Annotated in this window: 17 protein-coding genes; 3 read left to right on the top strand and 14 right to left on the bottom strand. The window is 63.1% G+C overall.

The genetic code is table 11. The annotated features are described in order from the left end of the window. Window positions 1-89: 89 nt before the first annotated feature. Entirely contained in the window at window positions 90-530 is a 441-nt protein-coding gene (locus JYK05_RS15995; RefSeq protein ID WP_175941349.1) for a CBS domain-containing protein, read from the bottom strand. 325 nt (window positions 531-855) lie between these two features. On the opposite strand from JYK05_RS15995, the gene JYK05_RS15990 reads away from it, so the two are divergent. After that, window positions 856-1812 carry a chemotaxis protein gene (locus tag JYK05_RS15990; protein WP_175941347.1) on the top strand — a complete coding sequence of 319 codons (957 nt, stop codon included), beginning with the start codon at window positions 856-858 and terminating at the stop codon, window positions 1810-1812. 122 nt (window positions 1813-1934) lie between these two features. Here JYK05_RS15990 and JYK05_RS15985 read toward each other — a convergent pair whose 3' ends face one another. The 3 genes from JYK05_RS15985 to JYK05_RS15975 form a co-directional block, all read right to left on the bottom strand. Then, window positions 1935-2210 carry a hypothetical protein gene (locus JYK05_RS15985; RefSeq protein WP_175941345.1) on the bottom strand — a complete coding sequence of 92 codons (276 nt, stop codon included), beginning with the start codon at window positions 2208-2210 and terminating at the stop codon, window positions 1935-1937. Between the two features lie 295 nt (window positions 2211-2505). Further along, window positions 2506-2937 carry a response regulator gene (locus JYK05_RS15980; protein ID WP_175941343.1) on the bottom strand — a complete coding sequence of 144 codons (432 nt, stop codon included), beginning with the start codon at window positions 2935-2937 and terminating at the stop codon, window positions 2506-2508. 62 nt (window positions 2938-2999) lie between these two features. Next, window positions 3000-3347: a hypothetical protein gene (locus JYK05_RS15975; protein WP_175941340.1), complete on the bottom strand. Its 348-nt coding sequence runs from the start codon at window positions 3345-3347 to the stop codon at window positions 3000-3002. A 233-nt stretch (window positions 3348-3580) separates the two neighbouring features. Between JYK05_RS15975 and JYK05_RS15970 the strand changes: the two genes are divergently transcribed. Continuing rightward, entirely contained in the window at window positions 3581-4603 is a 1023-nt protein-coding gene (locus JYK05_RS15970; RefSeq protein ID WP_175941338.1) for a transporter, read from the top strand. A 21-nt stretch (window positions 4604-4624) separates the two neighbouring features. On the opposite strand, the gene JYK05_RS15965 is transcribed toward JYK05_RS15970, so the two are convergent. Continuing rightward, a complete protein-coding gene (locus JYK05_RS15965) occupies window positions 4625-5092 on the bottom strand; it encodes a nuclear transport factor 2 family protein (protein WP_175941336.1) in 468 nt (155 codons plus the stop codon). Window positions 5093-5185: 93 nt separating this feature from the next. On the opposite strand from JYK05_RS15965, the gene JYK05_RS15960 reads away from it, so the two are divergent. After that, window positions 5186-5770, top strand: a complete 585-nt coding sequence (locus tag JYK05_RS15960) for a TetR/AcrR family transcriptional regulator (protein WP_206469421.1) — start codon at window positions 5186-5188, stop codon at window positions 5768-5770. A 10-nt stretch (window positions 5771-5780) separates the two neighbouring features. Here JYK05_RS15960 and JYK05_RS15955 read toward each other — a convergent pair whose 3' ends face one another. From JYK05_RS15955 to JYK05_RS15915, 9 genes are all read right to left on the bottom strand, one after another. Next, window positions 5781-7112 carry a TolC family outer membrane protein gene (locus tag JYK05_RS15955; RefSeq protein ID WP_206469419.1) on the bottom strand — a complete coding sequence of 444 codons (1332 nt, stop codon included), beginning with the start codon at window positions 7110-7112 and terminating at the stop codon, window positions 5781-5783. Beyond that, window positions 7105-9225 carry a peptidase domain-containing ABC transporter gene (locus JYK05_RS15950; RefSeq protein WP_206469417.1) on the bottom strand — a complete coding sequence of 707 codons (2121 nt, stop codon included), beginning with the start codon at window positions 9223-9225 and terminating at the stop codon, window positions 7105-7107. Before JYK05_RS15950 ends, JYK05_RS15955 begins: the two co-directional genes overlap by 8 nt. 1 nt (window position 9226) lies before the next feature. After that, window positions 9227-10456 (bottom strand): HlyD family efflux transporter periplasmic adaptor subunit, encoded by a 1230-nt coding sequence (locus JYK05_RS15945; RefSeq protein WP_206469416.1) that lies wholly within the window; start codon window positions 10454-10456, stop codon window positions 9227-9229. Between the two features lie 41 nt (window positions 10457-10497). Continuing rightward, window positions 10498-11193 carry a hypothetical protein gene (locus JYK05_RS15940; protein WP_241269986.1) on the bottom strand — a complete coding sequence of 232 codons (696 nt, stop codon included), beginning with the start codon at window positions 11191-11193 and terminating at the stop codon, window positions 10498-10500. A gap of 1170 nt (window positions 11194-12363) precedes the next feature. Further along, on the bottom strand, window positions 12364-12882 hold the full coding sequence (locus JYK05_RS15935; RefSeq protein WP_206469414.1) for a fimbrial protein: 519 nt from the start codon (window positions 12880-12882) through the stop codon (window positions 12364-12366). A 77-nt stretch (window positions 12883-12959) separates the two neighbouring features. Beyond that, window positions 12960-14042, bottom strand: a complete 1083-nt coding sequence (locus JYK05_RS15930; RefSeq protein ID WP_206469413.1) for a fimbrial protein — start codon at window positions 14040-14042, stop codon at window positions 12960-12962. Between the two features lie 34 nt (window positions 14043-14076). Beyond that, the gene (locus JYK05_RS15925; protein WP_206469412.1) at window positions 14077-16668 is read right to left on the bottom strand and encodes a fimbria/pilus outer membrane usher protein; all 2592 of its coding nucleotides are present in this window, start codon (window positions 16666-16668) and stop codon (window positions 14077-14079) included. A gap of 142 nt (window positions 16669-16810) precedes the next feature. Next, window positions 16811-17554, bottom strand: a complete 744-nt coding sequence (locus JYK05_RS15920) for a fimbria/pilus periplasmic chaperone (protein ID WP_206469411.1) — start codon at window positions 17552-17554, stop codon at window positions 16811-16813. A 117-nt stretch (window positions 17555-17671) separates the two neighbouring features. Continuing rightward, complete coding sequence (locus JYK05_RS15915) at window positions 17672-18217, bottom strand: fimbrial protein (protein ID WP_206469410.1); 546 nt, start codon at window positions 18215-18217, stop codon at window positions 17672-17674. Between the last annotated feature and the right edge of the window lie 62 nt (window positions 18218-18279).

Here is an 18279-nt window from a genome sequence, read left to right as displayed (position 1 = left end):
GATTGCGTGCGCCGAGACGCATCGAAGCGGCCGGCGAGCGTGCCGATTATAACGAAAGCCTTACAACGGGAGCGTGCGCTGCCTGATGCTTACGTGTGCTCGCCCCGGATGTAGTACTCGAGTTGCTGAATGGTGAACTGCTGCTCGGAGATGATGTTCTTGACCAGATCGCCGATGGAAATCATGCCGACCAGCTTGCCGTTGTCGATCACCGGCAAGTGGCGCATGCGCTTGTCGGTCATGAGCGCCATGCAGTCGTCGGTGGTCTGGTCGGGCCGCACGTAGCGCACGTGCGAAGTCATGATGTCGCGCACCGGCGTGTCTTTCGACGAGCGGTCCATGAGCACGACTTTGCGCGCATAGTCGCGCTCGGTCATGATGCCGACGATTTCGTCGCCGCGCGTGACGATCACCGCGCCGATGTGCTTGTCCGCCATCAGCTTTATCGCGTCGAAGACCGGCGCCGTGTCCGCGATCGTATAGACCGTCTGTTCGGGTTTCGAGCTCAGAACCTTTGCGACTGTTGCCATCGACCGCCTCCGTCTGACTTGCGCGCCGTTCACCGTCCGCGTGGTGGATGGTCGGGCGCGCTGCGTTGTATCCGGAACACGTTGCTGCGCTGTATGAGCGTAAGGCTTCCGTCCGATGCATTCATCGGCATTAACCCGACCATTCGCGAAGAGTATAGGACACAGCGGGACGACAGCGGGACACGCAGCGGGAGACAAGCGGCGCCGCACCTGTGCTTTCCCTGCCTTCAGTTTCGCCGATTCGTGCCGCTAATCAGGCATCGCGCGGAAATTCCGTCTTCCGCCAGGACTACGCGGCGCAAGCGCCCACACCACAGGAGAAGCAGTGAGCAATTCACAACAGGATATCGAGCAGCGCGTGCGGCTCGCGGGCAGCAACATGTTCGAGTTGCTTCTCTTCAAGCTGGGCGAGGCGCCGGACTCGGAGCAGCGCGAGCTTTACGGCATCAACGTGTTCAAGGTGCGCGAGATCCTCGCGATGCCGACGATCACCGCCGTCGCCGGTTCCAGCGAGGAGATTCTCGGCGTCGCCGACATTCGCGGGCAGATCATTCCGGTGATCGACCTCGCGCGCATCACCGGCTGCCGCCCGAAGAACGGCCCCAAGATTCTGCTCGTGACCGAATTTGCGCGCACGACGCAGGGCTTCGCGGTCGAGGAAGTCGACGATATCGTGCGGCTGGAGTGGAATCAGGTGTTGTCGGCGGAGTCGCATTCGAGCGGACGCACGGTGACGAGCTTCGCGCGCCTCGACGGCAACGTCGACGGATCGCGGCTCGCGCAGGTGCTGGATGTCGAGCGCATCGTGCGCGACGTGCTGCCGGGCCAGGAATCGGACATCACGGAAGCCCGCACCGGCCGTCTGCAACTGAAGCCGGGCGCGCGCGTGCTGGCCGCGGATGATTCGGGCGTCGCGCGGGCGCTGATCGAACAGAGCCTGACCGCGATGGGCGTGCCCTTCGTCATGACGAAGACGGGTCAGGAAGCGTGGGATGTGCTCGAAGCCGCGCTGCACAAGGCGCAGAAGCACGGCACCGAGGTATCGGACGAGATCGCGCTCGTGCTCACCGATCTCGAAATGCCCGAGATGGACGGCTTCACGCTCACGCGCCGAATCAAGGCGGACAGCGGCTTGCAGCACATTCCGGTGGTGATTCACTCGTCGCTGTCGGGATCGGCGAACGAGCAGCACGTGCGCAAGGTCGGCGCGAACGCGTATGTGTCGAAGTTCGAGGCGTCGGAACTCGCCAGCGTGATGCGCGGCGCGATCGTCAACGCGTGAATCGGCGGCGCAAAAAGCATCGGCGCCCGGAGCGGAGAGACCTTGTGAGTCTGCCGCGCCGGGCGCCGAATGGGTCGCTTCAGCCTTGAGAGCCGGCGGATAAGCCGGCCAGACTGGTTCGATTAGTGACCGAAAAAGACCGAGTTGGTGCTGTTTGCTGCTTGCGTGCGGGCGCCGGACTGAGCCAGCGAGTCACGCGAACCACCGTAGGCGTTCGCATCGACGCCGTGTGCGTGCTCTTCAGCAGCGATCGCTTGGGCGCTCGGGCCTTGTTGCGACGTCGGAGCGCCGGAAGCCGGGCGATAGAAAGGAGCCGGGCCGTAGCCGCTTGCGAAAGCGGGCGCAGCGAGGGTGGCGGAAGCGGCGATAAGAAGGGTAGCGAGAAGATTGCGTTTCATGGTGATCTCCAAAGACGGTTGACGTTCAATCAGAAAGCGCCGCAGCGGTCTTGCGAGAAACTGTCTGCTACGTCGATGGAAAGCAGTGTATACCCCTACTATCGTTTTTTTATCCCGATATATTTCAATACACTTTTCAGCTAGCGCCAACAATCGGTGGCCGCACGAGCGTGCGAAACGCTGGAAAGCCCCGGCGCGTAAGGCGGGGAGCGAGACGGGCGTCGATTACGCTTTTCGCTAGGGACAGAACAATCTCGTGCCGATCGGCGTTGTCGAAGGCCGATTCGGGACGTTATCAGTGGACGAGACGCTGCATCAGATGGACGAGCGTCGCGGGAGAATTGCCCTTCTGGCAGTACGCGTCGAAGCCGGCATGCAGCCCTTTCGTGCGCACAAGTTCCTCGCCGAGCGCGGTAAACGCGATGATCCCCGCGTCGCGCGTACGAGCGATGCGCCGCAGGACACGCGCGGTCGCAAAGCCGTCGTGCTCCGGCATGCTGATATCGAGGATGACGATGTGCGGCACCCAGCCGTCGACCGCATGCAGCGCGTCGACGCCGGACAAGGCGACTCGCGTTTCGAATCCGTCGGCAGTGAGCGCCGCGGCGAGCGCCTCGGCGCTGGAAGCGTTGTCATCGACGACGAGAATCCGCCAGCACGGGAGATCGACGTCGATACTGCGGTTGGTCCAGAGAGCGCATTGGGGCGAATGCAAATTCACGGGCATGGCAAGTCGAGGTATTCATCTGACCGCCGTACCGCACGAATCGCGCCAGCCCGGACGACCGGTCAGGCGCTGGCTTCGCGCTTGCCTTTGCGCCGTTTCGCAGCGTTCTCTTCGCTTTCGCGCAGGCGCGCATTCGCCTGAACGAGCGAGGCGGCGTCGCGCTGCCGAAGCGCCAGATCCAATTCGCCGAGCGCGGCCACGAGCGCATCGCGGTCCGCTTCCTCGCACGCCAGCTCGCCGCCGGCCGCCACGCGCCGCGCTTCCTTGTCGAGCCGCTTGTAGAGCTTCGCGCCGAAGCGCGTGTCGAGCGCGCCGTCGCGAGCCAGGCCCGATATCACCGATGCGAGGCGTATCAGTCCCGCCGCGGTGGTTTGCGTCGCGCCATCCAGATCGTCACGGTCATCATCCACAACCCTTCTCCCCAAGTTTGACAGTCGGCGCGCGCCGGGACCGGCGTCTATCGTCGCGTATGCGGTGATGATACGCCGTCAATATGACAATCATTCTTACAATCATCGCCACGATGGGGCCGATCGTTTCGCGTCACGAAGCGCGCGCCAAACGCGCGTCGCGAGCCGCGACCGGTGGCACACTAGCGCCTGACCAAGCAGACCGCCAGTCTCCGACCGCACCCACCGTCCGCATGAATCCCGCTATCCCTCAAACATCGCTTTACGGTTCCGACTTCACCGGCCTCGTCTGCGGCTTCCGCTTTCGCGTCGATCAACCGGGCGAGCCCATCGATTCGGAACAGGCGAGCGACTGGGTCAGCCGCGACGACACGGCCAAAGAGTTCCTCTGGCTGCACTTCGATCTCGCCAACAGCGCATGCGAGCGATGGATCAAAACGCGGCTCGGCTTGCCCGATGCGTTCTTCGACACGCTGCATGAAGGCTCGCATTCGACGCGCATCGAGCATCAGGAAGGCGCGCTGTTCGCGGTCATCAACGACGTCATGTTCAATTTCGAGCTGACGCCCTCGGAAATCGCGACGCTCTGGGTGTACACGCAGCAAAAGCTGCTCGTCACCGCGCGCATGAAGCCGCTGCGTTCCATAGATTCGTTGCGCGAGTCTGTGCGGCGCGGCGAAGTGTTCCGCTCGCCAGCGGAACTGCTCGCGCATCTGCTGCGCGATCAGGCGGATCTGCTCGTGCAGATCGTGCGGCGGACGAGCGCGGAAGTGGACGGCATCGAAGATCGCTTTCTGTCGACGCACGCGTCCACGACCCGCTCCGATCTCGGCGCGCAGCGGCGCGTGCTCGTGAGGCTGCAACGGCTCCTCGCGCCCGAACCCGGCTCGGTGTTTCGGCTGCTCGCGCGCCCGCCGCGCTGGCTGCATGCGCAGGACATCCAGGACCTGCGCGACGCGACCGAGGAATTCTCGCTCGTCCTGAACGACCTCGCCGGACTCGTCGAGCGCATCAAGCTGCTGCAGGAAGAAATCGCGACGCGCATGGACGAGCAGAGCAACCGTACGCTTTTCACGCTGACGCTCGTGACCGTGCTCGCGCTGCCGATCAATATCGTGGCCGGTTTCTTCGGCATGAACGTCGGCGGCATACCGCTCGCCGAGAACCATCACGGCTTCTGGCTGCTCGTGGCGATCGTCGCGAGCTTCACCGTGCTCGCCGGATGGTGGGCGTTCCGCCGGCGGCGCGATATGTGAGCGTCGCTCGCCTTTCTTCGGTTAGAGCCCGAGATCGCTCAGTCCCGGGTGATCGTCGGGGCGACGCCCGAGCGGCCAGTGATACTTGCGCTCGGATTCTTTGATCGGCAGATCGTTGATCGACGCATGCCGATGCGTCATGAGCCCGGCCTCGTTGAACTGCCAGTTCTCGTTGCCATAGCTGCGGTGCCAGTTGCCCGAATCGTCATGCCATTCATATGCGAAGCGCACGGCGATGCGGTTTCCAGTGAACGCCCATAGCTCCTTGATGAGCCGATAATCGAGCTCGCGCACCCACTTGCGATGCAGAAACGCCTCGACTTCCGCGCGTCCGTTGACGAACTCCGCGCGGTTGCGCCAGCGCGTGTCCTCGGTGTACGCGAGCGCGACGCGCTTGGGATCGCGCGTGTTCCAGCCGTCTTCGGCGAGACGAACCTTCAGGGCGGCGGTTTCAGCGTCGAACGGCGGGAGAGGCGGTCTGGTTTCCATGGCATGTCCTGTTGACGTTGAGCATGGTAGACAGAGTTGTCTACCTGAAGCGCACTCTAGCGCAGGTAGACAGACCTGTCTACAATTGGTTGCATGAACATGATCGCCTCCCCTGCCGACTCCACCGAGCTTCCACCCGATGCCCGCATTCTGCGCACCGCGCACGACCTCTTCTACCGCGACGGCATCCGCGCGACGGGAATCGACCGAGTGATCGCGGAATCGGGCGTGGCGAAGAAAACGTTCTATCGATACTTCGCGAGCAAGGACGACCTCATCGTCGCGTTTCTGGAATACCGGCACGACAACTGGATGACGTGGTTCCGCGACGGCCTTTCGCGTCACGGCGGCACGCTCTCGGCGCTCGTACCGACGCTCGCGGAATGGTTCGGCGGCGAGGCCTATCGCGGTTGCGCGTTCATTAATTCGGTGGTCGAAGTCGGGGGCACGCTGCCGCAGGCCGTCGAGATCGCGCGGCGGCACAAGCGCGACATGACCGCCGCGATTCGCGCGTTGATGCCGCCGTCACGCACCGCGAAGGCCGACGCGCAGGCGCTCGCGCTCGCCGTGGATGGCGCGATCGTCGCGGCGCAATTCGCCGACGCCCCCGCCGATGCGTTGAAAGCCCTCGCGCGCGTGGTCCGGGCGGTGAAGCGCGCGGCAGCGAGCGCGGAGTAACGGGCGACGTCTAGCGCGCGTCCGCGCTCGACGTTTGCAATGCGCAGCAGAGCTTGCCGTTCAGGTCAGCGATGTCGTCGGTGCTCAAGGTAGCGACGTCCGCCTTCAACTGCAGGAACGCCACGACCGCCGCATAACGCGAACGCAGCAGATCGCGGCGGGCGGTGTACAGCGCGTCGATGGCGCGTAGCACGTCGTTGCCGGTGCGGCTTCCGATCTTGAAACCGACTTCCGTGGCATTAAGCGTATCGCGGGCGCTTTCCACGAGGTGCGAGAGCGCGTCCGTCCGCTGGCGTTCGCGCACGTATTTAGCGAAGTTGTCGCGGGCGGAAGCCTCTGCCTGATTCGAAGCAAGGTCGTAGCCCTCTTTGGCCTTGTCTTCGAGAGCTAGCGACTGCTTCATGCGCGCCTGGATCTCGCCGCCGGAATAGAGCGGAATCTGAATCTGTAGCATGCCGGTCGTGGTGGTCGTCGGGCGCGAATAACCGGAGGCAGCGCCGGCGGGCGTATAACTGCCCGTCACGCTGACAACCGGATAATGCGCCGCCCGAGCCTTCGCCGAATCGAACTTGGCAATCTCCCAGCCGAGTTGCTTGGACTGCACCTCGTAGCCGCGGGCCTTGGCTTGTTCGACCCACGTTTCCTCGCCTCCCGCGAGCGTCGGCAAGGCCGTTCCCGCCGGCAACGGGGCGAGCGCCGCGAACGGCCGCCCGGTCACCTGCTGCAACGCGCGGCGCTTCGCACTGAGTTCTTCGCGCGCATCCACCTGTTGCAGTTGCGCCTGCTCGCGCGCGGTGTCGGCTTCGCGCTGGTCGATGAGCGTCACCTCGCCCACGGCGCGCTTTCGACGCACCTGCTCCAGTTGCGCGTCGATGGCGGCGAGGTACTCCGTGCTCCGTTTCACTTCGTCCTCGGCGGCAAGCTCGTCGAAATACGCGCGCACGGCCCGCAGAATCGACGCCTGCTGCGCGCCGGCAAAATCCACCGCGCCCTGTGCGACGACGAAATCCGCCTGCCGGTAAGCGGTCCACTTGCTCCAGTCGAAGAGCGGCTGCGTCACAGTCACCATCCAGCCGTTCTGCCAGTACTTCTGACGCGGAAACCCGTCCATGTCGATGCGGTTATACGACCTTCCCCACCCGCCCGCGATCTGTGGCAAGAGCGCCGCCCGAGCGATGGGCACCGCCTGCTTCGCGGCTTCATACGCGGCCTGCGCCTGGCCGAGTTCCGCGTCGTGATCGAGCGCCTGTTGCACGATCGCGACGAGATCGTCCGCCCGTGCGGCATCGGCAAAGACGAGCGCGCACGCCAGCGCGCCCAGCGATATGCGTCGCTTAAGCATGGAGCGTCTCGTCTGCCGTGGCCGTGCTCACTGCATCGCTTTCCGGCACCAGCGCGCCCGCGGCGAACCGATAGCGTGTTGCGAACACGGAAGCGAGCGACATGTCATGCGTGATCACGACGACCGTGCGATCGAGATTGCGCAGCAGCGACGCGATGCGCCGCACCGACGCCGGATCGAGATTCGAAGTCGGTTCGTCGAGCAACAGCAGTTCGCGCTGCTGATACAGCGCGCGCGCCAGCAGCAGCCGCTGCCGCTGACCGGCCGAGATATTGGCGATGGTGTCGCTGATGACGGTGCGCGTTCGCATCGGCAAACGCATGATGTCGTCGAGGAGGCCGACATCGTCGAGTAGCGCGTGAATGCGGTCTTCGTCGGTCTCGGCGGCGAACAGCGTGACGTTATCCGCAATGGACCCGTGCAGAATGATGTCGCCCTGCCGCATATGCGCCTGATGGCGGCGGATTTCATCGACCGTCAGGTTCGGCCACGCAATGCCATTGAGCGCAATATGCCCGTGCTGCAGCGGTTCCGCCGCCGACAGCAGCTTGAACAGTGTGGACTTGCCGCTGCCCGAAGGACCAGTGATCGCGATCTTCTCGCCCCGGCGAATATGGATGCTCGCGTTCCTGAGAATCGGCTCGTCCGAAATGCCGTAGCTGAACGTCACGTCGCGCACTTCGATATCGTTGAAGGACCGTACTTCGGTGGCGCGTTGGGTATCGGCGAGCGGCGTATAACGTTCGTTCTCGCTCTCCACGATATCGTCGACGCGCGCCGTGGGCACGCTCAGCATGAAGTACTGGAACGTGGCGTTGATCCCGCTCGCGAGCCGCTCGGACATGAGCGACTTGTAGATCAGGAACGAATAGAACACGCCGACCGACACCTTTCCGCCGAGCATCAGCCGCGCGGCCAGCCACGTGATAACGATGGTATCGGCGTACGACACGAGCTTCAGCAAGCCGTCGCGCGTGCACGTGAGACGGCTGCTTTTGAGAAGCGCCGCAGCATACGCCTTGTAGATGGTCATGTAGATGGCGGTGCGCCGCGTCTCGCCTTGCGCCAGCTTCAGCAGCGAGGCCGCGCGAATGGTTTCGATCAAAGAGTCGTCGCAACGCGCGGACGTTTCCAGCACCAGTGCATGGTTGTCGCGCATGGCGGCGAACATGCTGAGCGCCAGCGCCACATAGACGGCGAAGATCAGCAATGCCACCCCCGCCAGCTGACGGCTTTGTATGAGCATCAGCACGAGCGCGAGCGCGCCGACCGTCAGGTCGATGAAGAGCGACACCGTAGTGCGCGTGGTGAAAACGCTAATCTCGTCCTGCGCCTTCACGCGCGCGAAGACATCGCCGACGTGGCGCTTCTCGAACCACGGCATCGGATTGCGCAGCAAATGCCCGAGCAGGCCCTCGGTCGAGTTGATCTGCGTGATGTTGTAGAGCAACTCGGTGAGGTACTTCTGAACGAATTCGCTCAGCGCGCCCAGCAAAAAGATGCTGGCGAAGGTCGCGACGAGCACGTTCAGCAGATTGCGGTTGTCCGCCGCCACCACGTAATCGAGCACGAGGTTGCCGAAGTACGGCGCGGCGAGAATGGCGAACTGACTGCCGAGCGCGACGAACACGATCTTGCCGATCTGCGCCTTCATCTGCGGACTGAGCGCGCGCACGCGCTTGAGCGCCGCCGGCACGCGCGATTTCGCGCGAATGCGCGGCATCTGCGGCGTGGGCGCGAACTCGAGCAAGAAGCCCGAGACGGCGGAGCGGAACGTGTCCATCGACACGCGCCGACGACCGGTAGCGGGATCGATCACGCGGACATAGCCGTGCCCCGCTTTCTCGAAAACGACGAAGTGAGCGCCGCCGAAATGCAGAATCGAGCCCTTTTTGACCGCCGAAAGGTCCGACGCATCGAAACGATACGCCTGCACCGCAAGCCCGAAGTCGATGGCGACATCGTACAGGTCCATCAGCGACAGGCCATTGGCCGAGATCGGCTTGTACGCAGACAGCTCGCGCACTTCGGTCGCGCGGCCGAGATGGGACAGCACCATCGCCAGACACGCATAGCCACATTCGGCGACTTCGTTTTGATAGATCACGCGCACATCAACCTCTCAGCATTCTGAACAGCGGCGCCAGGACCCACTCGGCGATCGTCCGGCGCTCGACGACGATGCTGGCCGTCGCGCGCATGCCCGGAAGAATCTTGAAGTGCTGCCCGTCGAAATCGAAGGTATTGCCGCGCAGCGTCGCCCAGGCCAGATAGTCGCCGTCGGACTCCTTCGTGGTTTGCGTCTCTTCGGACGGGTCGGGCGCGCCGGGCGTGCCGGGCGGCGCGACCGGGCTCGCGGGCAGCACCGTGGTGCCGGAAATCGAATCGATGCGCGCCTCGTACGTCCCGAACTTGGCATAAGGAAACGCATCGAACTTGAGGCGCACGATCTGGCCTTCGCGCACGAAGCCGCGCCGGCGCGAAGGGATGCTCAACGCCACCCGCAGCGGGCCGCTCTCTTGGGTGGAAATCACCATCGCGACATCGCCGGTCGCGAGCATGCGGCCCGCCACCAGACTGGAAAACGTGACAACGCCCCCCTTCGGTGCCGACACCGTCGAGTCCTGGCGCTCGCGCTCGAAGCGCGCGCGGACATCTTGTATGTCGCGCGCATGGCGCGCGTCGAGTTCGCGCAACTGCGCTTCGAGATCGGTCTGGCTGCTGGTCGACGCGCCCAGCTCGCCCGCCAGTTGCTGTCTGCGCGCGATGCTCTGCGCAACCGTCACCTTGCCCTGATGCACATCGGCGCGAGCCTGTTCGAGCTTGTCCGCCGTCACGTACTCGGAGACTGAACTGAGGCGCGCGAGCCGTTGCTCGAATTCGCCGACGAGCTGGGTGTTTTGCGCGATCTGGGCATCCAGCGAGCCGAGTTCCGCGCGCTTGCTGGCTTCGCTCAGCCGCGCCGTCTCGCGCTGCGCATTCAACTGAACGCGGCGCTCGCTGTACTGCTCGTCGATCGAGCGGATCTGTTCGTCGCGCATTTTCTCGTCGAAGGCTTGCCGACGCAGGCCGTCCGTGGTCAGCGAAAAGTCGCGCTGAAGACGGAACAGCGGCGTGCCCGGCTCGACATGCTCCGATGGCCGCGCGTAAATCGCCGATACCAGCCCCGCCAGGCCCTGAACCTTGACCTCGGATGCGGAAACGACCTCGCCGGTCACGTCCTGCTTGAGCTCGATCTCATGCACGAAACCGAAGGCAACCGCCGCGATGGTGAAGATCGATGTGGCGTACGCTATCCAGCGCCACGGGACATCTTTGAATTCGGGAATATCGGTCGGTTGCATGAAAGGTTGCGTGTAATACGATGCCGGTTCGCGTGAAGCGTCTATCGCGAGGGCGCGAATGCGTACATGGCGGGATGGCCAGCCGGAAGCCACTGCTCGTAGTTGTCGGCGAGCGCCGTTTCGATATAGCCAGCCAGACGTTGCCGCGATTCGGGCGCGTCGAGCGGAAGAGGATCGAACAGCCGCGCCTCGAAGCCGCCACGCGCGAAGCGGAGATAGAACGGCAGCAGCACCGCGCCGAACGTCTCACCCATGCGAAACACGCCGTTGTGTATGCGGGCGCTCTTGCCGAACATGGTGACTTCCACCGTCTCCATCGGATAACGGTGCATGGTGAACGGCGGCACATCGCTGAAGAGCACCGCCACGCCGTCGCGCTTGAGCGAACGCGCCACGCGCACGCCGAGCCCGTTGCGGTTCGCGTCGCCATAGGTGTAAAGCACCTTGATGCCGGGAATCAGCGCATGGTCGTCGCCATATTGATTACGCGGCACGCCTGAAACCACTGACATGGATTGGAGGCCGAGCAGCGACGCCATGCGCTCGACGATATATATGTTCGCGTATTGCGATACGAAGTGGAACGGCGAGATGAATACCGGCCTGTCAGGCGCTTCGCGTTTGAGTCTCTCAACGGCAGTCACCAGAATAGCGGCAATGGCATCGAGATCGGCCCACGCTTCGCGCTTGCGAATATCGCGACCGAAATAGATGCGCTGATCAATGAGTTTCTCCACCTGCGCGCCGAAGCACGCCCGCTTCGCGCGGCATTGGGGCAGCCGAAGCACCGAGCTTCCGATTTCGGCGCGAATGCGGCCATTCGCTCGGCAAGTGGCGTCGACTACGCTACGCACGCTCCACGACAATTGCGCAAGCACTTCGACGGAACGCATTGGAATTCGGCCGACCACAAAACGGCGCATGCGATGCTTCCGCACGGCGAGCCATCTTTTCAACGCGGGGCGCAGGGCAGACATGACGAACTCATTTCAGATACGGCGGGGGCGGGTCCGCGGCCCCGCCCCTCGGGCTATCCCCGCGGAAACCGCCAAGCGAGGAGGAAGCCGACTATGCGAAGCGAAGCGTGTTACTTACCCTGGATGTAAACAACCACCGTCGTGTTCGACGACGCGCGGCTGCTTGCCTTGTGGCAGCCGCCAGCCAGCGATGCTTGAGTCAGTGCATTGCGTTCGATCTTTTGCATTTCATTCCTCCTGTCAATTGCTGAATTTACGTGGTGCGAACTAATGTCAGTCCGCCCAATTACCGGCCCTTCCTACTTCTGGGCTTCGTCAGGAAACGTTTAATAATCCTGAACGCTTGATCTTAGATAGTTCCCGCATGCCGGTAAACCACGAAAACTCTGAAAGCAGCGACAAAAGGCAGTCCCCGTCGATAATTCTATTCGGAATGGCAATCTATTAAACGATTCGTAAGCTAACTGCCTCGCGATTGATGTCAGCTCTCAGACACGTGTTCATCATTGCTGTTGAATGGCAGCAAACACGCGTCACCTAGCTGCAATAAAAAAGGCCATCCTTAATGAAGGATGGCCTGCACTTAACGAAACGCCTGATCAGTGCATGCTGACTCCAACCGTGACCGTGCCTTTGTCATTCGAATTGTTGTTCGCGCCCCCGCCCCCGCCGCCTCCGCCTCCGCTCGACGCTCCTGCAATCGAAATCTTGACGTTGGTGGAAGACGACGAGCTGCTCGATGCCTTGGCGGCGCCGCCTGCCGCATCACTGTAAGTCAGGGCGTTTCGGTCAATTCTTTGCATTTCAGTTTCTCTAAGTTCCAACAAACAAGGGACGATGACGCCGTTGGTGCGCCACGCGGCCCGATTCTCCGCGCGGACCCGGCGTAATACTATAGGGGCTCGCGCGGATATTCTGCAATCCTGCCGATCAGTTATAAGCGAAGTTGACGGTGGCTGCGGCTGACACGGTGCCGCCTGTCATGGTACCGAGACGATAGAACTGAGCCACCATCGGAATCGTCAGGGTGTTGGTCGCATTCACGGTTCCTATGGTGAGTGACGAATTGAGAGTGATCGGCGAGCCGGTCGTATCGCCGGCGCTGACGGCTTTCAACAATTGCACGCCGACTTGCGCGGCCGTGCCTGTATTTTTTAGCACGCTTTGCACCGTATCCGACGTTCCGTTGACCGTCATCGCCACGTTCGTGTTGGGGGCGCAGTTGTTCAGCGTAATGTTGAAGGCCGTCGGGTTCTTCGTGTTGCCCACGGCGGCGAAGTCCGTCGTCCTCGCGGTGCCGAGCGCAATGGTCTGATTGACGGAATTCGAATCGACAGTACAGGTCGGCAGGATGATGGTGCCGGTGAAGGTCAGCGTGGCGTCGGCCGCGAACGCCGACGCAGCGCTCGTGAGCCCGAGCGCCACGAGCCCGATTTTCAGTTTCTTCATGTTCTGCTTCTCCTTGATCTCTGTTGCTGGCCGCTCGACGGCGATAGGGACACGCGCCCATGCCGCCGCCGAACGGATCACTGGTACAGCACGGTCATCGTCATGGTCGCGTTGGCTGGCCCGGCACCGAGCGCCCCCGTGCGGTAATAACGCGCTTGCATCGGTATCGTGTAGTTGCCGCCGTTCGTGCTGTCGAACCCGTTCAGCGTCACATATGTGCCGTAGGGAAACACCGCGCCCGTGTTGTCGTAGAGCTGAATGCCGACGCCCGCCGCGCTCGGCGACCCGCTCAACGCGGCGACGTTGCTGTAGCCGGACACGAGTCCGTTCGATGGATCGATCCTGTACTGGATGCTGTGAATCTGCCCAGCCAATGTTCCGCTCACCGCCGTTCCGCCCGGGCAGTTATTCAGACTCAGATTGAACGACGACACCTTGTTCGGCGCGGGCCCGATGTTCGGCAGGTCCGCCGGTCCCTGAATGCCCATGGGCACCGTGACATCGGGCGTCTGGCACGTCAGCACGGTGATCACCACGGGCGTGATATAGAAGTTGATGACCCCGGCCGACGGCACGTTCCCCGCGGGCGGAGGCGTCAGCGTCTGCCACGAGAACGCCTGCGCGACCATGCCTGTTGCGGTGCCCGGCGTGATGTCGCCGATCTTCACCAGCGCGACGATCAACTGTCCGCCGTTGTAGATCGTGCCATTCGTATTCCACTGACGGCCGAGCTTCGAGAACGTGCGCGGCCCGGCGGGCAGGCTGTTCGGAATGACATAGCCGCCCATTGCGATGCCCACGCCCGGCACGTTCGTCGGATACACCTCGAAATCGACGCCCTGGTAGTTGGCCGTGTACACCGTTGGTCCGCCGGTCGTGATGCCCGCCGTTTCGAAGTCGGTTCCCGTATAGACCTGCCCGGTGACGATGCAGGTCCAATAGTCGTTCTTCGAGGCGGAAAGCGACCATGCCGTCAGAATCGATCCATTCGGCAAATCACGCGCCACGGCCACCGACGGCGGCAGCGTCAACGTGAACGAACTGTAGTTGACCGTGCAGTTCGCCGTCGCCCATGCGGACGACGGCACGAACACCAGTGCAGCAATCCAGCACAACACACACCGCAGCAGTCCGGCTGCAAGCCGATCCATGAATTTCATTTTGATTTCCTGATTCAATGAATGTGAACGGCGCTCACTGACAGACAGCGTCCGATATGCTGATGGAGTTGGGCTTCGAGGCATCCGTCACCGCGGGCAACTGATAGCGCACCGCGCAACGCTGCTCGGGTGCTTCGCCCCACTTCACGTTCAGCGTGCCGGCGTCGGCCTTCAGCCCGGTCGCGATGATGCGGCTGCCCTGCGCCACCGTGCCGACGCTGCGATTCTCGGCGTCGAACACTTCGGAGCCGAACGGCAACGGTTGGCCATCCGCCTGCGAGACGCGCATGACCGCCGGCTTGCCCATGTTCTCCGTCTCGAACTTGAGGCGCACCACGGCACCCGCAGTCGGGGCCGTGCGCTGCACGGTCGACTTCAGCGCGATGTTGATCGGCAAGCCCTTCGGGTCCAGTTCGATGTCGTTGTTCGAATACGGCTGCATGCCGGAGACGACAGCGTGTCCCCACCGGTCCACGCGCAAGCCCGCGCCGTTGGCGAGGCGTGCTCCCGCTGCATCGCTTGCTTCGACGACCGCGACCGTATCGCCCATGTTCGGCGTGAACGCGACGCCATCGCGCCATGCCACCACGCCGCCCGACATGCCCGCGCCGACCTGCGAGAAGTTGCGGCCCGTGCTCGCGTTCGCGGTAAGCATTGCAAACGGCGCGACGTAACCGACGTTGCCGCCCGCGCTGACAGAACTGCTGGCGTGACTGCCGCCGTCGTTGATGTTCGCGTTGATGCCGTAGCTGAATGCGTTGTCGACGCCGAGCGTGCCCGTGACCGATTGCTGAATGGTCGAGCTGCGGTCGCTGGTGTCGTGCTGGAAGTCGGTCGTCGACTGCGGCGCGTGCGCCCCGAACCCGAGCGGGATGGACATGTTCAGCATGATGCGGTTGTCCCACCGGGCCGTATTCACCTGGAACTGCCGCACGAACGACGCGCCGTAGGTCATGCGCTTCCAGCTGTTGGTGTAGCCGATTTGCAGCTGCGTATCGTGACTGGAGCGGTTCCAGTACGTCTGAAACGAACCCACTGCATAGAGCGAGCCGTAGCGCGCGCCCTCGCCGATGCTCTGATTCAGCGTGAACTGCACGCGCGACTTTTGCAGCGCGGTCATGAGACCGAGTTGATGCTCGGCGTTCAGCTGACGCATCATCACCGCGTCGGGCAGCGAGAAGAAGCCGCTCGTCGAATAGCGATACGCGGCGATGGCGATATTCGTATTCGTCGGCTCGAACAGGCGCGAATAGCTGAGTCGCACGCTCGCCCCGTTGCGGGTGCCGTAGCCCTTGAAGCTCGCGCTTGCCTGCGTCACGTCGAGACCGAATGCGCCGACGCTCGTATTGAGCGCGGTGCCGATCATCGTCGAGAAGTACATGTCCGCGGCGCTCACGCCGCCGTACAGCGTCACCAGATTGCTGATGCCCCGCTGCAGCGTGAACTGCGAGACGAACGGATGAATATCGATGTTGGGATCGCGATACTCGCCGATGCTCGCGCTATAACGCGTGACGCCCGGCCGCAGCGCATTCACCGCCGCCGCGTACGGAACTGTCGAGATGTGCTGAGTGCCGTCGGCCTCGGTGACGATCACATCGAGATTGCCGCCATAGCCCGTTGGATACAGGTCGTCGATCTCGAACGCGCCCGGCGCGACCGTCGTCTCGTAGATGATGTTGCCGTTCTGCCGGACCTGCACGCGGGCATTGCTATTGGCGATGCCATGCACCACCGGCGCGTAGCCGCGCTGCGACTCCGGGAACATGCGGTCGTCGGTGCCGAGCGTGGCGCCGCGCAAGCCGAAGCTGTCGAACAGCGCGCCGTCCGTGAACGTGTCGCCAACCGTGAACTGGCTCTTGATGTCCTTGAACGCACGCTGCGCATAGGTCTGCACGCTTTGATAATGTGAGCCGCCGATGCTGTTGTGCGTAACGTTGCCCTGATAGCGGAAGCGCCACGGACCGACGTTGATGCCGCCGATCAAACCGAGGTAGGCCGAGTTGTTGTCGAAGCCGCCGGCGGAGCTGTGATACACGTTCGCGTTGTACTGAAACGTGCCCGCGTTGATGCCATCGTCCCAATACTTCGGATCGACATAGCCGCGCGCCCTGCTGTTCATCGCGATTTGCGGGACGCTCACATCGAGACGCTGCTCGCCGCCGTCGAACGTGGCGATCGCGCCCGGGATGATCTCGGGCAGCGTCAGGCACGCATTGCCGGCCGCTTCCAGCTTAGCGGCGGCTTCCGGCGAGAGCTTGCGCAAATCGACACCGAAGCGTTCGAGCAGATCCGCCGTCATGCACGGTTGCACGACCCCGGGCTGCTCCGTGGAGTCGCGCACATCGACGCTGAACTTGCCGCGCCATACGTTGTTGACGTAAGTATCGGCGCGATACGTGCCCGGCAGGACCGGCTGCCCGTGATTGAAGCGTGAGATGTCGAGCTTCTGGCCGCCGCCGGAATCGAGAAACTGCTCGTTGAATTCGACGGCTGCGGGCTGCGCCGAAGCGTCCGCCCACGCGTGACCGCTCACGCCCATTGCGGCCAATGCCTGGAGCGTGAACAGCGTGACAGGTCTTAAACGCGCGCCGGACAGGTGGGCGCTGCAGTAGTGCGTTTTCATTCAGTTATCCGAAATATACGGGCACAGCGATCCCCGGCATGCGGCAAGGGCATGCGCGCTAGTGCATCTTCACGGGGTCATTGCGGCGCGCAATGGCGCGCGGGCGTCGGGCAGCCAGCTCGTGACGGTCGCAACGCGCCGGTCAGGGAGCGAGCGTGGCGTCGCCTGCCTGCGGGCCGCCGTAGTCGTTGATCGCGGTATAGCGCACCTTCGCGCCAGCTGCGGGAAGCTCGCCCTTGAGCGGGAACGCGCGGCTTTCGCCCGGTCCGACCATGCCGCCGTCGGTGAACTGCGCCGTATGCACGCCATCCGTCAAGTCGATGCGGTCGAACGATACGTGATACTGCGTGGGGTTATCGGCCACCAGCGTGTTCTTGCCGCCTTCGCGCTTCAGATGCCACACGATGGCCTCGGGCGCGTCGCTCGCCTGCCCTTTCAGCCCCGTCGGGCGATAGAAGAACTTGATGCGCGTGCGGAATGCGAGTTGCAGCTGATTGGCGCTGGCTTCATCGCCCGTCGGCTTGGGCGGCACTTCCAGCACGTTCAGATAGAGGACGGTTTCGGCGTCGCCGGGAAGAGCCTCGCCCGTCGACATGATGCGCAGCGTCTGCGACTTGCCCGGATCGATACGCATCATCGGCGGGGTGATGGTGAACGGCACGTCGATCGTATCCGGCTTGGCGTCGGCATCGCCCTTGTCGATCCAGACCTTTGTGAGACCGGGGAGCTTGCCGTTGTTGGTCAGCTTGACGGTGACTTCTGAATCGCTCTGGTTGTACACCACGCGCGTACCGGCGATAACCACCGAAGCACGGGCCTGCGGGGCGAAGCCCTGAATCGCGGCGAGGACCACCGCGATGGATGCGAGTCGGCTAAACAATTTCATAGTGACAAAGAAGCGCCCAAGCGAAGCACGATATCAAGGAGAGGCGGACTTGCGCCCGCCCTTGCACCGGGCCAGTCGCGCATGTGGAAAGCGAATGGTCCGGTGTTACAAAACCGCTTATTGATAGTTGATGCTGTACACGACCGACGAGTTCGCCGCGCCCGCCGACGTCGCGCCGGTGGCGTAATAGCGAACGTCGTAGAACAGCGTGGCCGCGCCCGACGCGATGGAGGCCGGCTTCGAGTTCTGAAGATCACTCGAGTAGCCCGCCTTGATCTGCGTTCCGTCCTGGTTCAGCAGTTCGAGCTTGACTTTGCCCGCGCCGCCGGCAGCGACAAGCAGACGGCCATCAGCTGGATCGACCGTGGTGCCTGCTTCATAGAACACCGATGCCTTGCTCGTGCTCGTGACCGGCGAGCATGCGCTGAGCGCGATGCTGTACGAGGTGGTGCCAGCCGTCTGGCCAGCCGCGGTCAGCGTCGAGGTGGAAACGGTCGGCAGCGTGACCGTGAAGTCCTTCGACGACGTGCCGTTGCCGTTGATCGTGCAGGTCGCGGCCGTAAGCGCGCCGTTGAACGTGATGGTTCCATCGGACGCGAACGCGCCGCCGGCAGCCACGCTCAACACGCCAGCGATGAAAGCCGAGATTACGGACTTCTTCATTTTTGATACTCCAAGCAATTAGAAAAACGGGATCCCAATTCGAGCGCGGCGCTGTACCGATA

The sequence above is a fragment of the Caballeronia sp. M1242 genome (assembly GCF_017220215.1).
GTDB lineage: Bacteria > Pseudomonadota > Gammaproteobacteria > Burkholderiales > Burkholderiaceae > Caballeronia.
Note: the sequence above shows the minus strand (reverse complement) of the source record. Positions and strands in the feature narration are given on the sequence as shown.

Coding starts and splice junctions, on each gene's coding strand:
- JYK05_RS15995 (WP_175941349.1), bottom strand. CDS start 530: ATGGCAACAGTCGCAAAGGTTCTGAGCTCGAAACCCGAACAGACGGTC.
- JYK05_RS15985 (WP_175941345.1), bottom strand. CDS start 2,210: ATGAAACGCAATCTTCTCGCTACCCTTCTTATCGCCGCTTCCGCCACC.
- JYK05_RS15980 (WP_175941343.1), bottom strand. CDS start 2,937: ATGCCCGTGAATTTGCATTCGCCCCAATGCGCTCTCTGGACCAACCGC.
- JYK05_RS15970 (WP_175941338.1), top strand. CDS start 3,581: ATGAATCCCGCTATCCCTCAAACATCGCTTTACGGTTCCGACTTCACC.
- JYK05_RS15965 (WP_175941336.1), bottom strand. CDS start 5,092: ATGGAAACCAGACCGCCTCTCCCGCCGTTCGACGCTGAAACCGCCGCC.
- JYK05_RS15960 (WP_206469421.1), top strand. CDS start 5,186: ATGAACATGATCGCCTCCCCTGCCGACTCCACCGAGCTTCCACCCGAT.
- JYK05_RS15955 (WP_206469419.1), bottom strand. CDS start 7,112: ATGCTTAAGCGACGCATATCGCTGGGCGCGCTGGCGTGCGCGCTCGTC.
- JYK05_RS15945 (WP_206469416.1), bottom strand. CDS start 10,456: ATGCAACCGACCGATATTCCCGAATTCAAAGATGTCCCGTGGCGCTGG.
- JYK05_RS15935 (WP_206469414.1), bottom strand. CDS start 12,882: ATGAAGAAACTGAAAATCGGGCTCGTGGCGCTCGGGCTCACGAGCGCT.
- JYK05_RS15930 (WP_206469413.1), bottom strand. CDS start 14,042: ATGAAATTCATGGATCGGCTTGCAGCCGGACTGCTGCGGTGTGTGTTG.
- JYK05_RS15925 (WP_206469412.1), bottom strand. CDS start 16,668: ATGAAAACGCACTACTGCAGCGCCCACCTGTCCGGCGCGCGTTTAAGA.
- JYK05_RS15920 (WP_206469411.1), bottom strand. CDS start 17,554: ATGAAATTGTTTAGCCGACTCGCATCCATCGCGGTGGTCCTCGCCGCG.
- JYK05_RS15915 (WP_206469410.1), bottom strand. CDS start 18,217: ATGAAGAAGTCCGTAATCTCGGCTTTCATCGCTGGCGTGTTGAGCGTG.